This window comes from Tsukamurella serpentis (genome assembly GCF_054780975.1).
Map to the genome: position 1 here is coordinate 55686 of NZ_BAAGVH010000007.1, position 16993 is coordinate 72678.

The 16993-nt window shown below is 70.5% G+C and carries 20 protein-coding genes and 1 riboswitch; of the genes, 14 read left to right on the top strand and 6 right to left on the bottom strand.

The window, feature by feature from the left end; genetic code table 11:
* Window positions 1-26: 26 nt before the first annotated feature.
* Both ACYVHG_RS14210 and ACYVHG_RS14215 read right to left on the bottom strand, forming a co-directional pair.
* Window positions 27-830 (bottom strand): HAD family hydrolase, encoded by an 804-nt coding sequence (locus tag ACYVHG_RS14210; protein WP_461168126.1) that lies wholly within the window; start codon window positions 828-830, stop codon window positions 27-29.
* A 25-nt stretch (window positions 831-855) separates the two neighbouring features.
* Window positions 856-1287 carry a type II toxin-antitoxin system Rv0910 family toxin gene (locus ACYVHG_RS14215; protein WP_461168127.1) on the bottom strand — a complete coding sequence of 144 codons (432 nt, stop codon included), beginning with the start codon at window positions 1285-1287 and terminating at the stop codon, window positions 856-858.
* Between the two features lie 99 nt (window positions 1288-1386).
* On the opposite strand from ACYVHG_RS14215, the gene ACYVHG_RS14220 reads away from it, so the two are divergent.
* The gene (locus tag ACYVHG_RS14220) at window positions 1387-1914 is read left to right on the top strand and encodes a DUF1990 family protein (protein ID WP_461168128.1); all 528 of its coding nucleotides are present in this window, start codon (window positions 1387-1389) and stop codon (window positions 1912-1914) included.
* Here the strand turns inward: ACYVHG_RS14220 and ACYVHG_RS14225 are convergent.
* On the bottom strand, window positions 1911-2354 hold the full coding sequence (locus tag ACYVHG_RS14225; RefSeq protein ID WP_461168129.1) for an acyl-CoA thioesterase: 444 nt from the start codon (window positions 2352-2354) through the stop codon (window positions 1911-1913). The two genes, ACYVHG_RS14220 and ACYVHG_RS14225, sit on opposite strands and share 4 nt — an antisense overlap.
* A 50-nt stretch (window positions 2355-2404) precedes the next feature.
* Between ACYVHG_RS14225 and modA the strand changes: the two genes are divergently transcribed.
* From modA to ACYVHG_RS14240, 3 genes are read left to right on the top strand one after another with little or no spacing between them, the layout of a single operon-like run.
* The gene (gene modA / locus ACYVHG_RS14230) at window positions 2405-3199 is read left to right on the top strand and encodes a molybdate ABC transporter substrate-binding protein (RefSeq protein WP_461168130.1); all 795 of its coding nucleotides are present in this window, start codon (window positions 2405-2407) and stop codon (window positions 3197-3199) included.
* Window positions 3196-3969, top strand: a complete 774-nt coding sequence (locus ACYVHG_RS14235) for an ABC transporter permease (protein WP_461168131.1) — start codon at window positions 3196-3198, stop codon at window positions 3967-3969. Before modA ends, ACYVHG_RS14235 begins: the two co-directional genes overlap by 4 nt.
* Window positions 3966-4934 (top strand): ABC transporter ATP-binding protein, encoded by a 969-nt coding sequence (locus tag ACYVHG_RS14240; RefSeq protein ID WP_461168188.1) that lies wholly within the window; start codon window positions 3966-3968, stop codon window positions 4932-4934. Before ACYVHG_RS14235 ends, ACYVHG_RS14240 begins: the two co-directional genes overlap by 4 nt.
* 14 nt (window positions 4935-4948) lie before the next feature.
* On the opposite strand, the gene ACYVHG_RS14245 is transcribed toward ACYVHG_RS14240, so the two are convergent.
* Window positions 4949-5821, bottom strand: a complete 873-nt coding sequence (locus ACYVHG_RS14245; RefSeq protein WP_461168132.1) for a hypothetical protein — start codon at window positions 5819-5821, stop codon at window positions 4949-4951.
* A 93-nt stretch (window positions 5822-5914) separates the two neighbouring features.
* On the opposite strand from ACYVHG_RS14245, the gene ACYVHG_RS14250 reads away from it, so the two are divergent.
* Window positions 5915-6430 carry a GNAT family N-acetyltransferase gene (locus ACYVHG_RS14250; RefSeq protein WP_461168133.1) on the top strand — a complete coding sequence of 172 codons (516 nt, stop codon included), beginning with the start codon at window positions 5915-5917 and terminating at the stop codon, window positions 6428-6430.
* Here the strand turns inward: ACYVHG_RS14250 and ACYVHG_RS14255 are convergent.
* Window positions 6345-7334: an EamA family transporter gene (locus ACYVHG_RS14255; RefSeq protein ID WP_461168189.1), complete on the bottom strand. Its 990-nt coding sequence runs from the start codon at window positions 7332-7334 to the stop codon at window positions 6345-6347. The two genes, ACYVHG_RS14250 and ACYVHG_RS14255, sit on opposite strands and share 86 nt — an antisense overlap.
* A gap of 79 nt (window positions 7335-7413) precedes the next feature.
* On the opposite strand from ACYVHG_RS14255, the gene ACYVHG_RS14260 reads away from it, so the two are divergent.
* Both ACYVHG_RS14260 and ACYVHG_RS14265 read left to right on the top strand, forming a co-directional pair.
* Complete coding sequence (locus ACYVHG_RS14260) at window positions 7414-7983, top strand: CGNR zinc finger domain-containing protein (RefSeq protein WP_461168134.1); 570 nt, start codon at window positions 7414-7416, stop codon at window positions 7981-7983.
* A 70-nt stretch (window positions 7984-8053) separates the two neighbouring features.
* Window positions 8054-9496 (top strand): NAD(P)/FAD-dependent oxidoreductase, encoded by a 1443-nt coding sequence (locus ACYVHG_RS14265; RefSeq protein WP_461168135.1) that lies wholly within the window; start codon window positions 8054-8056, stop codon window positions 9494-9496.
* A 27-nt stretch (window positions 9497-9523) separates the two neighbouring features.
* Here ACYVHG_RS14265 and ACYVHG_RS14270 read toward each other — a convergent pair whose 3' ends face one another.
* Window positions 9524-9949, bottom strand: coding sequence for a PaaI family thioesterase (locus tag ACYVHG_RS14270; protein ID WP_461168136.1), 426 nt, complete (start codon window positions 9947-9949; stop codon window positions 9524-9526).
* A gap of 119 nt (window positions 9950-10068) precedes the next feature.
* Here ACYVHG_RS14270 and ACYVHG_RS14275 point away from each other — a divergent pair, with 119 nt between their 5' ends.
* The 7 genes from ACYVHG_RS14275 to ACYVHG_RS14305 all read left to right on the top strand — a co-directional run bounded on the left by ACYVHG_RS14275 (window position 10069) and on the right by ACYVHG_RS14305 (window position 16832).
* Window positions 10069-10305, top strand: coding sequence for a PspC domain-containing protein (locus tag ACYVHG_RS14275; RefSeq protein ID WP_461168137.1), 237 nt, complete (start codon window positions 10069-10071; stop codon window positions 10303-10305).
* 273 nt (window positions 10306-10578) lie between these two features.
* Window positions 10579-10965: a BlaI/MecI/CopY family transcriptional regulator gene (locus tag ACYVHG_RS14280; RefSeq protein ID WP_461168138.1), complete on the top strand. Its 387-nt coding sequence runs from the start codon at window positions 10579-10581 to the stop codon at window positions 10963-10965.
* A gap of 19 nt (window positions 10966-10984) precedes the next feature.
* Window positions 10985-11926: a M56 family metallopeptidase gene (locus ACYVHG_RS14285; RefSeq protein WP_461168139.1), complete on the top strand. Its 942-nt coding sequence runs from the start codon at window positions 10985-10987 to the stop codon at window positions 11924-11926.
* Between the two features lie 39 nt (window positions 11927-11965).
* On the top strand, window positions 11966-13405 hold the full coding sequence (gene guaB1 / locus ACYVHG_RS14290) for a GMP reductase (protein ID WP_461168140.1): 1440 nt from the start codon (window positions 11966-11968) through the stop codon (window positions 13403-13405).
* A 121-nt stretch (window positions 13406-13526) separates the two neighbouring features.
* Window positions 13527-14873 carry a hemolysin family protein gene (locus ACYVHG_RS14295; RefSeq protein ID WP_461168141.1) on the top strand — a complete coding sequence of 449 codons (1347 nt, stop codon included), beginning with the start codon at window positions 13527-13529 and terminating at the stop codon, window positions 14871-14873.
* Window positions 14866-15939 (top strand): hemolysin family protein, encoded by a 1074-nt coding sequence (locus tag ACYVHG_RS14300; protein ID WP_461168142.1) that lies wholly within the window; start codon window positions 14866-14868, stop codon window positions 15937-15939. Before ACYVHG_RS14295 ends, ACYVHG_RS14300 begins: the two co-directional genes overlap by 8 nt.
* Complete coding sequence (locus ACYVHG_RS14305; protein WP_461168143.1) at window positions 15936-16832, top strand: 3-methyladenine DNA glycosylase; 897 nt, start codon at window positions 15936-15938, stop codon at window positions 16830-16832. Before ACYVHG_RS14300 ends, ACYVHG_RS14305 begins: the two co-directional genes overlap by 4 nt.
* Window positions 16831-16966: riboswitch (cobalamin riboswitch) on the top strand. It overlaps the preceding gene by 2 nt.
* Window positions 16967-16993 lie beyond the last annotated feature (27 nt).

A 16993-nucleotide genomic window follows, 5' to 3' on the forward strand; every position in this document is an offset into this window, starting at 1 on the left:
CAGTTCTAACACAGGCCACTGACTACTCAGACCGCGTGGGTCAGGGCCGCAGGCAGCTCCGCCAGCGAGCGGATCGCCGGCGGCGATCCGCTGCCGGAGCCGGAGCGGTCGAGCCACAGCGCCCGCAATCCTGCCTCCCGGGCCGCGGCGACGTCGTTGCGGTAGTCGTCGCCGACGGCGATGCACGCGGCGGGCGCCGCCCCGGCCAGCTCGCAGGCGTGCCGGTACACCCGCGGATCGGGCTTGCCGATCCCCAGGGTGTCGGTGGTGACCACCCGTTCGAACTTGTCGGCCACCCCCAGCACCTGGAGTTTCATCCGGGTGGCGGGATTGGACGAGTTGGTCAGCAGCACCACCGTGATGCCCCACCGCTGCGCCGCCTGGACCGCGGTGAGTGCATCCGGGTACAGGCGCTGCGCCGCCGCGAAGGTGGGGTCGTAGCCGCTGCAGAAGCGGCGGTAGCGCCGTGCCTCCCAGATCAGTCCGGCATCGTCGGCGGCCGCCGCGATCCGCGCCTTGCGCATCTCGTGGAACCGGAGCCGGCCTTCGGTGTACTGGGCGAAGACCGACTGCGGATCGGCCCGGAAGTGCTCGGCGAACCGCTCGCGGGCTGCGGTCGTCGAATCCGGCCACACCTCGAGTGCAGCCGAGCGGGAGGCCACCGCGATCGCGGAGGCGGTGTCGATCAGGGTGTCGTCGACATCGAGGATCAGGCCCTCGCAGGGCCGGGGACCGTCGACACCCGATCGCTGTCGCAGACGGGCGAAGGCGCCGGTTCCCCAGTCCAGCCCGCTGCGTACCGCGGTTCCGACCAGATCGGTGAACTCCACCTGTGCGCCCCTCCCATCAGTCGGGTCAGCCGACCAGCCCCGCGAGCCGGTCCAGGGATTCGCCGATCTCACCCTTGAGCGAGCGGGCGACCGTCGCGCCGACCGGACCGAACAGCGGCGGGCCGCCGAGGTCCACGCGCAGCACGATCTTCGATCCGGTACCGGACGGGGTGATCGAGACCGTCAACTTGTACTTGGTGCCCGCCACACCCTTGCCGTCGAGCACCAGATCACGCGGCGGCTGGTAGCTCGCCACGGTCCAATCGACCCGGTTGCGCATGCCCTTGACCTTGACCACCGAGCTGAAGGTCGTGCCCACCGCCAGCTCCTCGGGGACGTCGCTGCGGTAGCCGTCGTGCAGTGTCACCCAGTCCTGCAGGAGATTCAGATCGGCCGCCTTGGACCAGACCTCATCGGGGGCGGCCGCCAGTTCGACGGTCTTCTCCACCTTCGCCACACTCTCTCCTTCGCCTCGGTGACCTTCATGTGCGGATGATCATCTCGAACCCTAGCGTGCGAAGCTGCTCTGCGGGGCGGACGCGTAACGTCGGTTGTCATGACTGACTTCGCGGCGCTGGTGGGCACCCCGTTCACGTATTCGGAGGTCGGTGCCACCCGCGGCACCCCACCCGCCGACGCGCACGTCTTCCGCGCGGAGAAGGTGATCGGTACCGGCCCGGCCGCGTTCGCCGAGGCCCGCAGCAGGATCCTGGCGTACGGCATGCAGCGCGGCGCCGGACTGCGAGTACGGTCCAGCACCGCCACCGCCCGCCCCGGAACGATCCTGCTGATCCGGGCCTGGTTCCTCGGACCGATCCGGGTGCCCTGCCGGGTGGTGTACGTGGTCGACGAGCCGGCTCGCGCCGGTTTCGCCTACGGCTCGCTGCCCGGCCACCCGGAGAGCGGCGAGGAGTGGTTCGGGGTGGAACTGCGCGGCGGGCCGGACGATCCCGACGGTGCGGTGGTCGCGCAGGTGGTCGGATTCGCCCGGCCGGGCCGCTGGTTCACCCGCCTGGGTCACCCGCTCTCACGGGTGATCCAGCGGCTGGTGGCGCGCCGCTACGTCGCGGCGATCGCGGATTAGACGCTCACCCGGCGACGGCGGAACGGCACCGGTTCACCGTGCAGTTCCTCCAGGAGGGCGCGCAGCTTCTCCGGGATCGGGACCGGCCGGCCCGAGCCGGCACCGTCGACCACCACCATCGAGGTCTCGGCGATCGCCGCGACCACCCCGTCCGCGCCCTTGACCTGATAGCCGATGTCGAAACCGGTGTTCCCGATCCGGGTGATCCACACTGCGATCGTTGCCGGCTCGTCCGAGTAGACCAGCGGGGTGGCGTAATCGATCTCCTGGTGCGCGACGAACATCACCGGCTGCTCAGCGCCGGCGCCGAGTTCCTCCCGGCCCACCAGGAAGCGGATGCGGGCCTCCTCCAGGAGGCGCATCATCGTCACGTTGTTGACGTGGCCCAGCGCATCCTGATCGGACCAACGCAGAGCGATCTTCACCTCGGAAATAGACATATGGATATTGTCGTCCACGACGACCGGTGCCCCAGACCACGGGAGATGTAATGCGTGTCACTCGCCCCCTCAACGCGGCGATCCTCGCCGTCGCCGTCACCGTCGTCGCCGCGTGCTCGACCTCGACCGGGGACCGGTCCGGGGAGACCTCATCCGGCGCGTCCGGTGCGGTCTCGGGCACCGTGGTCGTGTACGCCGCCGCCAGTCTCCAGGCCACGTTCGAGCGGCTGGCCGCCGAGTTCCGCGACCGGAACCCCGCCGCCGAGGTGAAGTTCTCGTTCGGCGGTTCGTCGGGTCTGCTCACCCAGCTCGCGCAGGGCGCCCCGGCCGATGTCTTCGCCTCCGCCGACACCCCCACCATGGACCGCGCCCGGTCCCAGGGCGTGGTGCGGAGCTCCGACCCGTTCGCGACGAACGTGCTGACCATCGCGACCGCGCCGGGAAACCCGAAGGGCATCACCTCGCTGACGGATCTCACCCGGCCGGGCACCTCGGTGGTGGTGTGCGCGGCTCCGGTTCCGTGCGGCGCCGCGACGGTGAAGGTCACCACGGCGGCGGACGTGCGGCTGAAGCCGGTCAGCGAGGAGGACTCGGTCTCCGGGGTGCTCGCCAAAGTCCGGCACGGGCAGGCCGACGCCGGCCTGGTGTACCGCACCGATGTCCGGGGCGCGAGGGGCGCAGTGGGTTCGGTCGACTTCCCGCAGGCCGACGGCGCGGTCAACGTGTATCCGATCGCACCGGTCACGGCGGCCAGGAATGCGCGCGGCGCGAGCGCGTTCATCGACTTCGTGCGCGGTCCGCAGGGCCGGGCGGCCCTGGCGGACGCCGGCTTCGGGGCGCCGTGACCGCGTTCCCCCGGTGGCTGCTGGTCCCGGCCGGGTTGGGTGTCGCGTTCGTGCTGGTACCGCTGGCCGCCGTCATCGCCAAGGTCGACTGGTCACGGTTCGTCGCCCTGGTCACCTCCGACGACTCGCGGACCGCCCTGGCGCTGTCACTGCAGACCTCACTGGCAGCGACGGTGGTGTGCATCGTCGTGGGGGTACCGCTGGGCACCGTTCTCGCGCGCAGCCGCTCCCGGCTGGCCGGGGTGCTCCGCCCGGTAGTTCTGCTGCCGCTGGTGCTCCCCCCGGTGGTGGGCGGGATCGCGCTGCTCTACGCCTTCGGGCGGCGCGGACTGCTGGGCCAGTACGCGGGGATCGGCGAGCAGGTCGCGTTCACGACGGTCGCGGTGGTTCTGGCGCAGGCCTTCGTCGCACTCCCCTTCCTGGTGCTGGCCGTGGAGGGTGCGCTGCGCACCCTGGGCACCGATTTCGAGCGCACCGCCGCCACTCTCGGGGCGTCACCGTCGGTCACCCTGTGGCGGATCACGGTGCCGCTGGTGCTGCCGTCGATCGCTTCGGGAGTGGTGCTGACCTTCGCTCGCGCGCTCGGAGAGTTCGGTGCCACGCTCACCTTCGCCGGCTCCCTGGCCGGGACCACCCGCACCCTCCCGCTGGAGATCTACCTGCGCAACGAGACCGACCCGCAGGCCGCGGTGGCGTTGTCGCTGGTGCTGCTGGTGGTGGCGGCGGTCATCGTCTCGGCGGTGTACGGGGTGCGGTCGTGGCGGCGATGAACGGGCTGGAGGTCGACGTGCGCGTGCCCGAACGTCACGTGGATGCGACCTTCACAGTGCCCACCGGCCGCACACTGGCCCTGCTCGGTCCCAACGGGACCGGCAAGTCGACGGTGGCCGACGCCGTCGCCGGTCTGATCCTTCCGGCATCGGGCTCGGTGACGGTGGCCGGGCGGACCGTCTTCGGCGAGGGCGTGCGGGTGCCCGCGCATCGCCGGAGCGTGGCGCTGCTGGGGCAGAACACCCGCCTCTTCCCGCATCTGAGTGTGCGCGCCAACGTCGCCTTCGCGCCGCGCAGTGCCGGCGCTTCCCGCCGGGACGCCGCGGCCGCCGCCGACCACTGGCTCGATGCGGTGGGCGCCGAGCAACTGCGGGATCGGCGGCCGACCGAGCTGAGCGGAGGTCAGGCGCAGCGCGTCGCGCTGGCCCGGGCGCTCGCCGCGCGACCGCAGGTGCTCCTGCTCGACGAGCCGCTCTCGGCCTTGGACGTCGCTGCACGTTCACAGGTCCGGACCCTGCTGCGGGATCTGATCCGCGATCTGACCTGTGTGGTGATCACCCACGACGCCGCCGATGTGGTCGCCCTGGCCGACCGCGCGGCGGTACTGGAGGGTGGCCGTGTGGTGGACGAGCGCGATGCGACCGAGTTGCTCCTACGTCCGGCGACGGCGTTCGCGGCACGGCTGGCGGGCATGAACCTGCTGCCGGACGGCGACGGCGCATGGGTCTTCGGCCCGGATGCGCTCGAGGTGTCCGGACCGGACGGAGATGGTCTACCGGCTACCGTCCGGGAGGTCACCGTGACCGGTGGCCACTGCCGGGTGCAAGCGGTCACCGTGGACGGAACGGCCCTGGTGGCGCAGGTGCCCGCGCCGCGACACGCGGATCTGCGGCCGGGTGCTGCGGTGCGGCTGCAGCCGCACTACGCGCGAGCATCCCGGGCACCGGCTGCTCGCGCCGGTTAGCGATCCGCCGGCGGTCAGGCCTTCTCGGCCGCCACCCGCGCGAGTACCGCCTGCGCGAACTTCTCGGCGCCGCCGTCGAGCCGTTCCAGGTGCAGATCGGGCTGGACCACCTGCACTTCCAGCAGCTGCGGATCACCGTCGGCGCGGCGGACCAGGTCCACCCGCACGTACAGCGGCGGGTTCTTCGGGTCGATCGGCGCCAGGGCGGCCTCGGCCAGCTGACGCTCGGCCTCGGTGGGCTCCACATCGGTGGGCGTCTCGGCCGGGCGTCCCTCGGTGGCGTCGGCGCCCAGCTCGGCCGCGAGGTCGCGGCCGAAGGCGTGGCTGAACTCACCACCGATGTAGACCAGGCTGACGCCGCTGGACTCGCCGAGATCCGGGGAGACCATCACCGAGGTGCCCGCGGCCTTGATCTCCTCGAGCTTGGCCCGGCTGGCGTCGGAGTCCTCCGGGCCGAACCGGACCGCCTCGGCCAGCGTGCCGCTGATGCTCGGGCGCACCACGTGCGCCACACCCAGGTAGTCGTGGTCGAGGGTGGCGTCGTGGACGGTGATGAACTGGGTCGGGACGATCGGCAGTCCCTCGGATTCGTAGTCGCGCAGGTAGCGCTTGTCGGCGTACCAGCGCACCAGCGGCTCGGGGTTGAGCACCAGGCTCTGGGCGGCGGCGCGCCAGGCCCAGCCCAGGAAATCGTCGTAGCGCTGGGCGTAGTCCCAGGCGCCGGCGATCACCACGGCGTCGAACTGCTCCCAGTCGACGGCGGAGTCGGTCCAGACGGCGGCCTCGGCCTCGTGGCCGGCTGCGCGCAGCGCCGCGATGATCTCCTGGCCGCGACCATCCAGGTCCGGCTGCGCGGCGGAAGTGGCAAGAGCGATTCGGTACGTCACGCCGCACATTATGGCAGTGCCCGCGGTACCGCCGTGGCGACACCCGCGCGAATTCCGGCGCGGGCGCGGCGCCGGCGTCTACCCTGGTTCCCCGTGAGGGGTGGTCTGCGTGCGCACATCGAGACGGCACGTCTGCATCTCTCCCCGGTGGCCGGTGCGGTCGACGCGGCCCCGCACACCGCCGCCGCCGGACGATTCCACATCATCGATCGGCACAGCCGCCGGACGCTCGGGCGGATCGCGCTGCGCGCCTCCGCGCACAGCCGCGCCCGCGGTCTGGAGTTGAGCTACTCGGTGGTGGCGGCGCACCGTCGGCGGGGGTTCTGCAGCGAGGCCGCCGAGGCTTTGGTGGGCCACGCCTTCGAGCGGGGCGTCACCGGCCGGGTCTACGCCTCCACGGCGTGGTCGAATCTGGGTTCGCGCCGGGTTCTGGCCGGCCTCGGGATGCGGCAGCTCGACATCGCGATGCTGGACTGGGAATCGCTCGCCGACGAGATCGAGCTCGGCGACACCGACGCCGATCTCACGCCGTACGCACGGGTGGAGTACGAGATCCATCGTGCGGATTGGCTGGCGCGATCCGAGCGGGCGCGCGTTCGCCCCGCTTGACCGCGATCACCCCGGCCACGATGGCCACCGCACCGGCGATCTGCACCGCGGTCAGTGCCTCTCCCAGCATCAGCCAGGCGACGGCGGCCGCGGCGATCACCTCGGAGAAGCCGAGGAACGAGGCCAGGGTGGGACCGACCATGTTGATCGCGACGATGCCCGCCACGTACGCCAGCCCGGTCGCGATCGCGCCGACCACCACCGCGGGAATCCACCACGGGACCGTTCCGAGTTCTCCGAGGATCACCGGCTGGGTGGAGACCCGCACCGGGGTGAGTCCGGTGAGCGCGGTGAGGGTCAGCAGTACCGCACCGACGACCATGCCGCCGACGGCCAGCGCGAACTGGTCGACGGTGCCCTTGCCGGTCGCGGCGTCCTCTGCGCGGGTGCCGTCCTCGGCGAGCAGGAAGTACGCGGCGAGGCCGAACAGGGACAACACCGCCCAGGCCAGGCCGACGGGGGTGACCACCGCACCGCCGGAGGCCGCGCCGACCACGGCGATCAGCCCGGCGACGGCGACCGCGGCGCCGAGTGCCGTGGTCCCCGAGGGGCGCCGGCCCCAGCGCACCCACAGGTACAGCACCACCACCAGGGGCGCGGAGAATTCGATCAGTAGCGCGACGGTGACGGACATGTGTGCGATCGCGTTGAAGTACGCCAATTGCACCGCGAGCACCGCGAGCACGCCGTACGCGAGCACCGTCAGTGGAGCTCGGCGGAGTGTGGCGAGCCGGTGCCGCCCGGCGATCAGCATGGGGATCAGGGTGACCAGCGCGGCGATCCATACCCGCACCAGCACCATTCCGGCGGGGTTCCATCCGGCGGCGAGGAGGGGTTTGCCGAACGGTCCGGACATCGCGAATGCGAGTCCCGACACCAATGCGATTGCGATACCCCGCCCCATCGTCACCTCCGACCGAGAGTTGTAAGGAGTCAAATGACTTACACTAGTGACGATAACGGCGCCGGCCGTAAGGAGTCAAATGCAATTCGCCCATGACACGGAGCCGTCTCTGGTGATGGCCGCCGACCTGGTCAACAGTGATTACGACGGGCAGGAACGCCTGGGCACCGTCGCCGCGCTGAAGGAGTACCTGCGCCGGCACGAGTTCACCGGCTGGAGCAGCGCCGACTCCGCCGACCTCGGACAGGTCCACGAGTTGCGCACCGGCCTGGCCGCGGTGTGGGCCGCCGGCCACCCGGACCGGGTGGCCGCACTCGTGAACGAGATGCTCGCGGCTTCGCCGCAGCAGCCGCGCCTGACTCGGCACGGGAGCTGGGACTGGCATCTGCACTTCACCGCCGACGACGCGCCGATTCCGGTGCGGATGCGGGCCGAGGCCGCGATGGCGCTGGTGGACCTGGTGCGCAGCGGCAACGTCGACCGGCTCAAACGATGCGCCGCCGAGGACTGCGACCGGGTGCTGATCGATCTGTCGAAGAACCGTTCACGACGGTTCTGCACCGAGGGGAACTGCGGCAATCGCACCCACGTGGCTGCCTATCGCGAGCGCCGGGCCACGACTTCGGGTGGGCGCCGAGACGAGAGCTGAACAGGCGACTACGGTGGAACCGGACACGCCGGGTTCCGGCATCGACGCGAACGCAGGAGCGACGAGAGTAATGAGCGACGGATCGCACCGCCACAAGGTGGTCATCATCGGTTCGGGATTCGGTGGCCTGTTCGGCACCCGCGCCCTCAAGCGGGAGAACGTCGACGTGACCATGATCGCGAAGACCACGCATCACCTGTTCCAACCGCTGCTGTACCAGGTCGCCACCGGCATCCTCTCCGAGGGCGAGATCGCCCCCGCCACCCGGATGATCCTGCGCAAGCAGAAGAACGCCGAGGTGCTGCTCGGTGAGGTCACCGACATCGACCTGGAGAACCGCACCGTCACCAGCCACCTGCTCGAGCGTGAGACGGTGACCCCGTTCGACTCGCTGATCGTGGCGGCGGGCGCCGATCAGTCGTACTTCGGGAACGACCAGTTCGCGGAGTTCGCACCCGGCATGAAGACCATCGACGACGCTCTGGAGCTGCGCGGACGCATCCTGGGCGCGTTCGAGCAGGCGGAGCTCTCCAACGATCACGAGGAGCGCCAGCGGCTGCTGACCTTCGTGGTGATCGGCGCCGGCCCCACGGGCGTGGAGCTGGCCGGCCAGATCTCGGAGATGTCCGACAACACGCTCAAGGGCGCCTTCCGCAATATCGACCCCACCGAGGCGCGGGTCATCCTGCTCGACGCCGCCCCTGCGGTGCTGCCGCCGATGGGCGAGAAGCTGGGCACCATGGCCGCGAAGCGGCTGGAGAAGATGGGCGTGGAGATCCAGCTCAACGCCATGGTGGTCGACATCGACGCCGACGGCCTGGTGGTCAAGGAGAAGGACGGCACCGAGCGTCGCATCGAGGCGCAGTGCAAGGTGTGGTCCGCCGGTGTCGCCGCGAGCAAGCTGGGTGCGATCCTGGCCGAGCAGTCCGGTGCGGAGACCGACCGGGCAGGCCGGGTCAAGGTGCTGCCCGACCTCACCATTCCCGGCAACCCGAACGTCTTCGTGGTCGGCGACATGATGCTGGTCGAAGGCGTGCCCGGGATGGCCCAGGGGGCGATCCAGGGTGCGACCTACGCGGCGAAGGCGATCAAGGCGGGCCTGGACGGGCAGAGCCCGTCCGAGCGCAAGCCGTTCAAGTACTTCGACAAGGGTTCCATGGCCACGGTGTCGCGGGCCAGCGCCGTGGCGAAGGTGGGCAAGCTCGAGTTCGGCGGTTTCCTGGCCTGGGTGGGCTGGCTGGCACTGCACCTGTGGTACATCGTCGGCTACCAGAACCGACTCATCACGCTCACCTCGTGGGCGATCACCTTCCTGACCAACAAGCGCGGTCAGATGGTGGTGACCGAGCAGCAGGTGTACGCGCGTACTGCGCTCGACGCCTTGCAGACCGGTGCGAAGCGGGCCATCCCGCCCGTGCACACCAGCTCTCCGAAGTCGGCGCACCGCGGCGAACCTCGGGTCGCCAAGCCCGCACTCGGGACGCCGCAGGAGAAGTCCGAGAAGGCGGTCTGACCGGCGATTGAGCGCGCCGCGCGGGTATCAGGCCTCGATGTTCTGCAGCCGGACCTGCCCGCGCGCCACCGCCTTACCGTCCTCGGCGTCGATCTCCACCAGCCACAACTGCTGACGGCGGCCGCGGTGGATCGGGCTGGACCGGATCGTCAGGACGCCGGTGGAGACCGCGCGCAGGAAGTCGGTGTTGTTGTTCACGCCGACCACGTGGCCACTGCCGCCGAGCCACACCACGCCCGAGACACTGGCCACCGATTCGATCACCGCACAGTAGACACCGCCGTGCGTGATACCGAAGGGCTGATGCAGGTCCGGCCGCAGTTCCAGCCGCGCCCGGACACCGTCCGCGGTGACCTCGGTGTACTCGAGACCGAGGATGCGGTCGAAGCCGGCCGTGCCCTGTGCGGTGATCGCGTCGATCACCTGCTGCTGCCCGGGAGTCGCGTGTGTCATGGCCTCACCCTAGGCGGCGCGTCGTCGGCCCGGCCGGAGGACCGCCCCTGTGCGATCTCAGGACCCGATTCCGGGTCTTCCCCGATGCCGGACGCGCGGTGGTGCGGCACTGTGGAGTCATGACCGACAACAACCTGTTCCCCGCCTCCGACCCCACGTACCCGCAGCAGCGCCCGCCGAAGCGGTTCGCCCGCGACATGCACAACAACTGGATCGGCGGCGTCTGTTCGGGCATCGCCCGCTACTTCGGGCTGGACGCCACGCTGGTGCGCGTGCTGTTCGTGGTGTCCTGCCTGCTCCCGGGGCCGCAGTTCCTGCTGTACCTGCTGCTGTGGCTGATCATGCCGCGGGACTGACACCGCGAGCACGACCGAGATGAGAACAGGGCTGAAGAAGGAGAATCGGCGGGTCCGGGGGCTCAGCCATCCCCCGGACCCGCCGTGGCACAGACCGGCGGATCACTGCAGCCCTCAGTTCGCGTCACGGTCCGATGTGGTTCATCCGTCGCTCTCGGCGACAAGAACCACTCTAGGCCAGCCTCCCCTAACTAAGCAAGCCCTAATTTTGTGTGATCTTTTTTACGACGCGTCGTCGTAGCCATCCGGTCGGTTCCGAGTAGAATCGCTGGAATGGCGGCATTGGGAGATCTCGAGCGCGCGGTCATGGACCACCTCTGGGCGTCCACGGAACCGCAGACCGTGCGACAGGTGCACGAGTCGCTCTCCTCGGACCGCGAACTCGCCTACACCACAGTGATGACGGTCCTGCAGCGCCTCGCGAAGAAGAGTCTGGTCCGCCAGATCCGCACCGACCGCGCACACCGGTACACGGCGGCCTTCGGCCGCGAACAACTCGTCGCGGACCTCATGTTCGACGCTCTCGCGCAGGCCGAGAGCTCCCGCGAGGCCGCCCTGGTGCACTTCGTCGACCGGGTGGGCGCCGACGAGGCACAGGCCCTGCGACGCGCACTGAACAAGCTCGAAGCCGGCGACGGCGACCGTCCGAGTCGTTCCTGACGGCCAGTAGGCTCGACCCATGGCCGCAGTCGCCTTCGGACTACTGGCCCTGCTGTTGGCGGGGCCGGTACCCACCTGGCTCTCCAGGGCGTCCTGGCCGCTCCGCGCACCCCGCGCTGCGCTGGTGTTGTGGCAGGCGATCGCGCTGGCCGCGGTCCTCGCCGCCTTCAGCGCGGGCCTGGCGATCGCCAGCCGGCTCCTGGTCCCCGGTCCGGACGGCCGGCCCACCACGCATCCGCTCGAAGAACTCGAACGCCTCGGCGTGGTGCCGTGGACGATCTCCGTCATCGCCTTCGCGCTGACCCTGGTGATCGGTGCCCGGCTGATCACCTCGACCGTTCGGCTGGCCGTGCGCACCCGGCGGCGTCGCGCCCGGCATCGCCACATGGTCGATCTGCTGTCCCAGGCGGTCGACGGTTCACATCCGGTCAGCGCCGACGACCTGCGCATCCTCGAGGTCGACGAGCCCCTCGCCTACTGCCTCCCCGGCCTGCGACACCGTGTGGTGCTCAGTGTGGCCACGATCGAACAGCTCACCCGCACCGAACTGCTGGCCGTGCTCGCGCACGAGCGGGCGCACCTGCGTTCGCGGCACGATCTGGTCCTGGAGGCCTTCACCGCCGTTCATCACGCCTTCCCCCGCCTGGCGCGCTCGTCGGCCGCGCTGGACTCGGTGAAACTACTGGTGGAGTTGCTCGCCGACGACGAGGCCGTGGCCGCGACCGGACCGGTTCCCCTGGCCAACGCGCTGGTCACCTGCTCGCGGAGCAGCGCGCCGCACGGTGCCCTCGCGGTGGGTGGCGCAGGCATCCTGCTGCGCGTGGAGCGCCTGTCGCTGCAACCGGCGAGCGCGATGTTCCGGGCCGGTGTGTACCTCGCGGCCGGACTCATCCTGGTGGTTCCGACGGTGGCGGTCGCGGTCCCGTGGCTCACAGAGCTGTACCGCCTTTTCACGCACTGACGGACCCCGAGGTCACGCACTGACGTAGCATGGCCACACGTGCAGTTCCTTCCCGATAGCCGCCCGCAGTACGACCTGACCTACGACGACGTCTTCCTCGTCCCGAACCGGTCGGACGTGACCTCGCGGTTCGATGTGGACCTGTCCTCGGCCGACGGCACCGGGACCACCATTCCGCTGATCGTGGCCAATATGACCGCGGTCGCCGGACGCCGGATGGCGGAGACGGTGGCCCGGCGCGGCGGCATGGTGGTGCTGCCGCAGGACCTCCCGCTCCCCGCCGCGGCCGAGACCATCGCGTACGTCAAGAGCCGCGATCTGGTCGCCGATACACCGGTCACCCTCAGCCCGGAGGACTCGGTGAGCGATGCGGTCGCGCTGCTCCCCAAACGTGCGCACGGCGCCGTCGTCGTCATCGACACCGAGCAGCGTCCGCTCGGCCTGGTCACCGCCGCCGCCTGCGAAGGCGTGGACCGCTTCGCGCGGCTGCGCGAGGTGATGAACGGATCGTTCGTCAGCGCCGAGCGCGGCACCGCCCCCGAAGCCGTCTTCGATCTGCTCGAGCGGGATCACAGCGATCTCGCGGTACTGGTGGACGGCGACGGCCGGCTGCACGGGGTCCTGACCCGCACCGGCACCGTCCGCGCCGGGATCTACACCCCGGCCGTCGACGCCGCCGGCAAGCTGCGGATCGCAGCGGCCGTGGGTATCAACGGTGACGTGGCCGCCAAGGCCCGCGCCCTCGCCGACGCCGGGGCCGACGTCCTGGTCGTGGACACCGCGCACGGTCATCAGGCGAAGATGTTCGACGCGCTCGAAGCGGTCGCCGCCCTCGACCTGGGCCTGCCGATCGCGGCGGGCAACGTGGTCGCCGCGGCCGGAGCCCGTGACCTGGTCAACGCCGGCGCGACCATCGTCAAGGTCGGTGTCGGACCCGGTGCGATGTGCACCACCCGGATGATGACGGGTGTGGGCCGGCCGCAGTTCAGCGCCGTCCTGGACTGTGCCTCCGCGGCCCGCGAGCTCGGCGCGCACGTGTGGGCCGACGGTGGTGTCCGGCATCCGCGGGATGTGGCGCTGGCACTGGCCGCCGGGGCCTCGAACGTGATGGTCGGATCGTGGTTCGCCGGCACCTACGAGTCACCCGGGGACATGAAATACGCCAGTGACGGCTCGGCCTACAAGGAGAGCTTCGGGATGGCTTCCAAGCGTGCCGTGGCCGCCCGTACCGCCGGCGAGGGCGCCTTCGACCGCGCCCGCAAGTCGCTGTTCGAGGAGGGCATCTCCAGCTCGCGGATCCGGGTCGACCCCGACGCCCCCAGCGTGGAGGACCTGCTGGACCGGATCACCTCGGGCGTGCGCAGCTCGTTCACCTACGCCGGCGCCCGCTCGGTGCCGCAGTTCCACGACCGGGCCACCGTCGGGGTGCAGAGCGCGGCCGGATTCGCCGAGGGCCGTCCGCTGCCCGGCGGTTGGTGAGCACACCGCCGGTCCGCCGGTAGGATGCACAGGTATTTCCTCGCGATCCTGGGAAGGAACATGACGGTCCGAAGACCGGGCAAACGCCGCCGACGAGCCCCCGCGTGCACTGCGAGGTCCGATGGTTAGCGCCGTGATCACCGTCGGCGCGATCGTCGGCTTCGTCGCGCTGACCCTCGGTACCGCCCTGTTCGTGGCGGCCGAGTTCTCGCTGACGGCGCTGGAGAAGTCGACCGTGGACGCCGAGGTGCGGGACCGCGGCGACCGGCGCTCGAAGCAGGTGCAGAGCGCGCACCGGACCCTGTCGTTCCAGTTGTCCGGCGCGCAGCTGGGTATCACCATCACCACCCTGGTCACCGGCTATCTCGCCGAACCGGTGCTGTCGAAGTTCCTCCGCCCGCCGCTGGAATGGACCGGAATGCCGGAACTCTGGTCCAGTGCACTGACCCTGATCCTCGCGCTGGTGATCGCGACCTCCCTGTCGATGGTGCTCGGTGAACTGGCGCCGAAGAACCTGGCGATCGCCCGCCCGCTGGCCACCGCGCGGATGACCGCGGGCGCGCAGTCACTGTTCTCCACGACCTTCCGATTCGCCATCTCGTTCCTGAATCGATCGGCGAACACCCTGGTCCGCCGCCTGGGGATCGAACCCGCGGAGGAATTAAGCTCGGCCCGCTCGGCGCAGGAGCTCAGTGCGCTGGTCCGGAACTCGGCGGCGCACGGCGCGATCGACGAGGTGACCGCGGAGCTGGTGGGCCGGTCGCTGGAGTTCGGTGAGCTGACCGCGGAGGAACTGATGACCCCGCGGCAGCGGATCGACTCACTCGACGCCGACGCCACCGTCGCCGATCTGGTGGCACTGGCGATCGAATCGGGGCACTCACGTTTCCCGGTGGTGCGCGGCGACCTCGACGACACCGTCGGGCTGGTGCACGTCAAGCGGGCTCTGACCGTTCCCGCCGAGCGTCGAGCAACGGTCCCGGTGGCCGCGATCGCCACTGCGCCGCCGGTGGTCCCGGCGACGCTCGACGGTGACGCGCTGATGGAACAACTGCGGGCGAACGGGCTGCAGATGGCGCTCGTGGTCGACGAGTACGGCGGCACCGCGGGCATCGTCACCGTCGAGGATCTGATCGAGGAGATCGTCGGCGACGTACGCGACGAGCACGACGCCAATGAGCCGGTGGACGTACAGCGCACCGAGACCGGCTACCTCTGCTCCGGCCTGCTGCGCGTCGACGAACTCGAACGCGACACCGGCTACCGCGCCCCCGAGGGCGACTACGACACGCTCGGCGGCCTGGTGATGTTCCTCCTGGGCAGGATCCCCGAGGTCGGCGATCGCACGGCACTGCCGAACCACCCATCGGCCCACGACGACGAGACCTCCCCCGCACCGTCGTGGTCGGCACGGGTGGCGCGGATGGACGGCCGCCGGGTCGACCTGGTGGAGGTCACCGATGAATGATCTGCTCGGTGTCGGGCTCACCGTTCTGCTGCTCGCGGCGAACGCCTTCTTCGTCGCGGCGGAGTTCGCGCTCATCGCGGCCCGGCGGGACCGCCTCGAAGCCCTGGTCGAGCAGGGGCGCTCCAGCGCGAAGGCGGTGATCAAGGCCTCGGAGAACCTGTCGCTGATGCTGGCCGGCTGCCAGCTGGGGATCACGATCTGCTCGATCCTGCTCGGCAAGGTCGGCGAACCGGCCATCGCGCACCTGTTGGAGAAGCCAATGGTCTGGGCGAACATGCCGTCGGCGCTGCTGCACCCGATCTCCTTCACCGTCTCCCTGGGGCTGGTGGTGGTGCTGCACATCCTGCTCGGCGAGATGGTTCCGAAGAACATCGCACTCGCCGGTCCGGAGGCCGCGGCGATGCTGCTGGTGCCTCCGCACGTGGCCTTCGTGCGCCTGATGCGTCCCCTGATCGCGGTCTACAACTGGATGGCGATGCTGGTGCTGCGAGCCGGCGGGGTGGAGCCGAAGGACGAATTGGAGGGCACCGTCTCCGCGGGCGAGCTGAGCGTGTTGATCGCCGAGTCGCACGACGAGGGGCTGATCGACGCCGAGGAGCGGGTGCGCCTGACCAGGGCGCTGCAGACCTCCGCGCGTGCGGTCGCCGACGTCGCGATCCCGCTCGCGAAGATCCGCGGCCTGCAGGCCGCACAGAGTCCCACCGGCATGTGGGGGCCGACCCTCGGCGACATCGAGGCCGCGGTCGCCGAGACCGGGTACTCGCGGTACCCGGTGCGTGGGCGCGACGGCGCCTTCACCGGCTACCTGCACGTCAAGGACGTGCTCCCGGACATCATGGACGCCTCGGTCGGGCCGGACACGGTGATCGGCGCCGGCCGGATCCGCCCGCTGCCGGTGGTCGACGGGGCCCTCTCCCTGGATCAGGCCACCGCGCACCTGCGGCGCATGGGCGGTCACCTGGCCTCCGTGGCCGACGACCACGGCCGGACCATCGGCATCGTCGCCCTCGAGGACGTGGTGGAGGAGTTCGTGGGCACGGTGCGCGATGGGACGCACCGGGTGTGACCCTCTCCGATCCGCAGTGGACCGCCCGCGCGCAGTCGCACCGCGAGCGGCTGGAACCGTTCGTCGCGGAGCACCTGCGCAGGTCGGCGCGCGGCGAGGTGCATCCGGTGTGGGACTTCCTGTTCACCTATTACGGCCTGCGGCCGGCACACCTGCTGCGCTGGCACCCCGGGCTCGGTGAACCCCCGCTCGACGGGGCTGTGCTCGACGGCCCCCTGGCCGCGGCGGCCTTCACCGGAGTCCGCGGATACCTGGTGGACGGCACCCGGGTCCACCTGGATCCGCAGGTGCTGGACAAGCGCGCCGGCACCGCCGCCTACGTGTACCGGCTACTCACCGCGACCGCCTCGCGGGCGCCGGTCTTCGGCTGCTTCGGGCTGCACGAGTGGGCGATGGTGTACCGCCGGCCGGCGCAGGCGAGGCATTCGGCACCGCTTCGGCTCGATGCGGCCGCTACCGACGAGGTGGTGCGCGCCGGGTCGCTGCGCTGTACGCACTTCGACGCCTTCCGGTTCTTCACCCCGGACGCCGCGCCGCGCAACCTCGTGCGCCTGACCCGCGAGGGGCAGGTCGACTCGGAGCAGCCGGGTTGCCTGCACGCCGGTATGGACCTGTACAAGTGGGCCTTCAAACTGGCTCCGGCAGTACCGTCGGAGCTGGTGGCCGATGCTTTCGAGCTGGCGCGCGATGCCCGCGAACTCGACATGCGGGCCAGCCCCTACGACTTGGCCGAGTACGGCTTCGAGGCGGTGCCGATCGAGACGCCGGAGGGCCGGCGCGAGTACGTGGCCCGTCAATCCGAGCTGGCACGGCGTGCGGCACCGATCCGCGACCGGCTCGCCCGAATCGTCCGTTCCTGGCCCGGGGCGAGCGCCGCGCAACCCCTGTCCTAGACTTCCTCGCAGCGATGGTCCGTGTGCGCGAGTGCACGGCGCAAGAGGGAACCCGGTGTGAATCCGGGGCTGCCCCGCAACGGTGACGTGCCGAAGGCACGGAGCCCGATACCTGCCCTCGTGACCGTCCGGCTTCGGGCGGTGCTCACCGACCCGAGGGG

Excerpts from the sequence above, each read along its gene's own strand:
- ACYVHG_RS14220 (WP_461168128.1), top strand. The coding sequence starts at position 1,387 with ATGACTGACTTCGCGGCGCTGGTGGGCACCCCGTTCACGTATTCGGAG.
- ACYVHG_RS14225 (WP_461168129.1), bottom strand. The coding sequence starts at position 2,354 with ATGTCTATTTCCGAGGTGAAGATCGCTCTGCGTTGGTCCGATCAGGAT.
- modA (WP_461168130.1), top strand. The coding sequence starts at position 2,405 with ATGCGTGTCACTCGCCCCCTCAACGCGGCGATCCTCGCCGTCGCCGTC.
- ACYVHG_RS14240 (WP_461168188.1), top strand. The coding sequence starts at position 3,966 with ATGAACGGGCTGGAGGTCGACGTGCGCGTGCCCGAACGTCACGTGGAT.
- ACYVHG_RS14255 (WP_461168189.1), bottom strand. The coding sequence starts at position 7,334 with ATGGGGCGGGGTATCGCAATCGCATTGGTGTCGGGACTCGCATTCGCG.
- ACYVHG_RS14260 (WP_461168134.1), top strand. The coding sequence starts at position 7,414 with ATGCAATTCGCCCATGACACGGAGCCGTCTCTGGTGATGGCCGCCGAC.
- ACYVHG_RS14265 (WP_461168135.1), top strand. The coding sequence starts at position 8,054 with ATGAGCGACGGATCGCACCGCCACAAGGTGGTCATCATCGGTTCGGGA.
- ACYVHG_RS14270 (WP_461168136.1), bottom strand. The coding sequence starts at position 9,949 with ATGACACACGCGACTCCCGGGCAGCAGCAGGTGATCGACGCGATCACC.
- ACYVHG_RS14275 (WP_461168137.1), top strand. The coding sequence starts at position 10,069 with ATGACCGACAACAACCTGTTCCCCGCCTCCGACCCCACGTACCCGCAG.
- ACYVHG_RS14280 (WP_461168138.1), top strand. The coding sequence starts at position 10,579 with ATGGCGGCATTGGGAGATCTCGAGCGCGCGGTCATGGACCACCTCTGG.
- ACYVHG_RS14285 (WP_461168139.1), top strand. The coding sequence starts at position 10,985 with ATGGCCGCAGTCGCCTTCGGACTACTGGCCCTGCTGTTGGCGGGGCCG.
- ACYVHG_RS14295 (WP_461168141.1), top strand. The coding sequence starts at position 13,527 with ATGGTTAGCGCCGTGATCACCGTCGGCGCGATCGTCGGCTTCGTCGCG.
- ACYVHG_RS14300 (WP_461168142.1), top strand. The coding sequence starts at position 14,866 with ATGAATGATCTGCTCGGTGTCGGGCTCACCGTTCTGCTGCTCGCGGCG.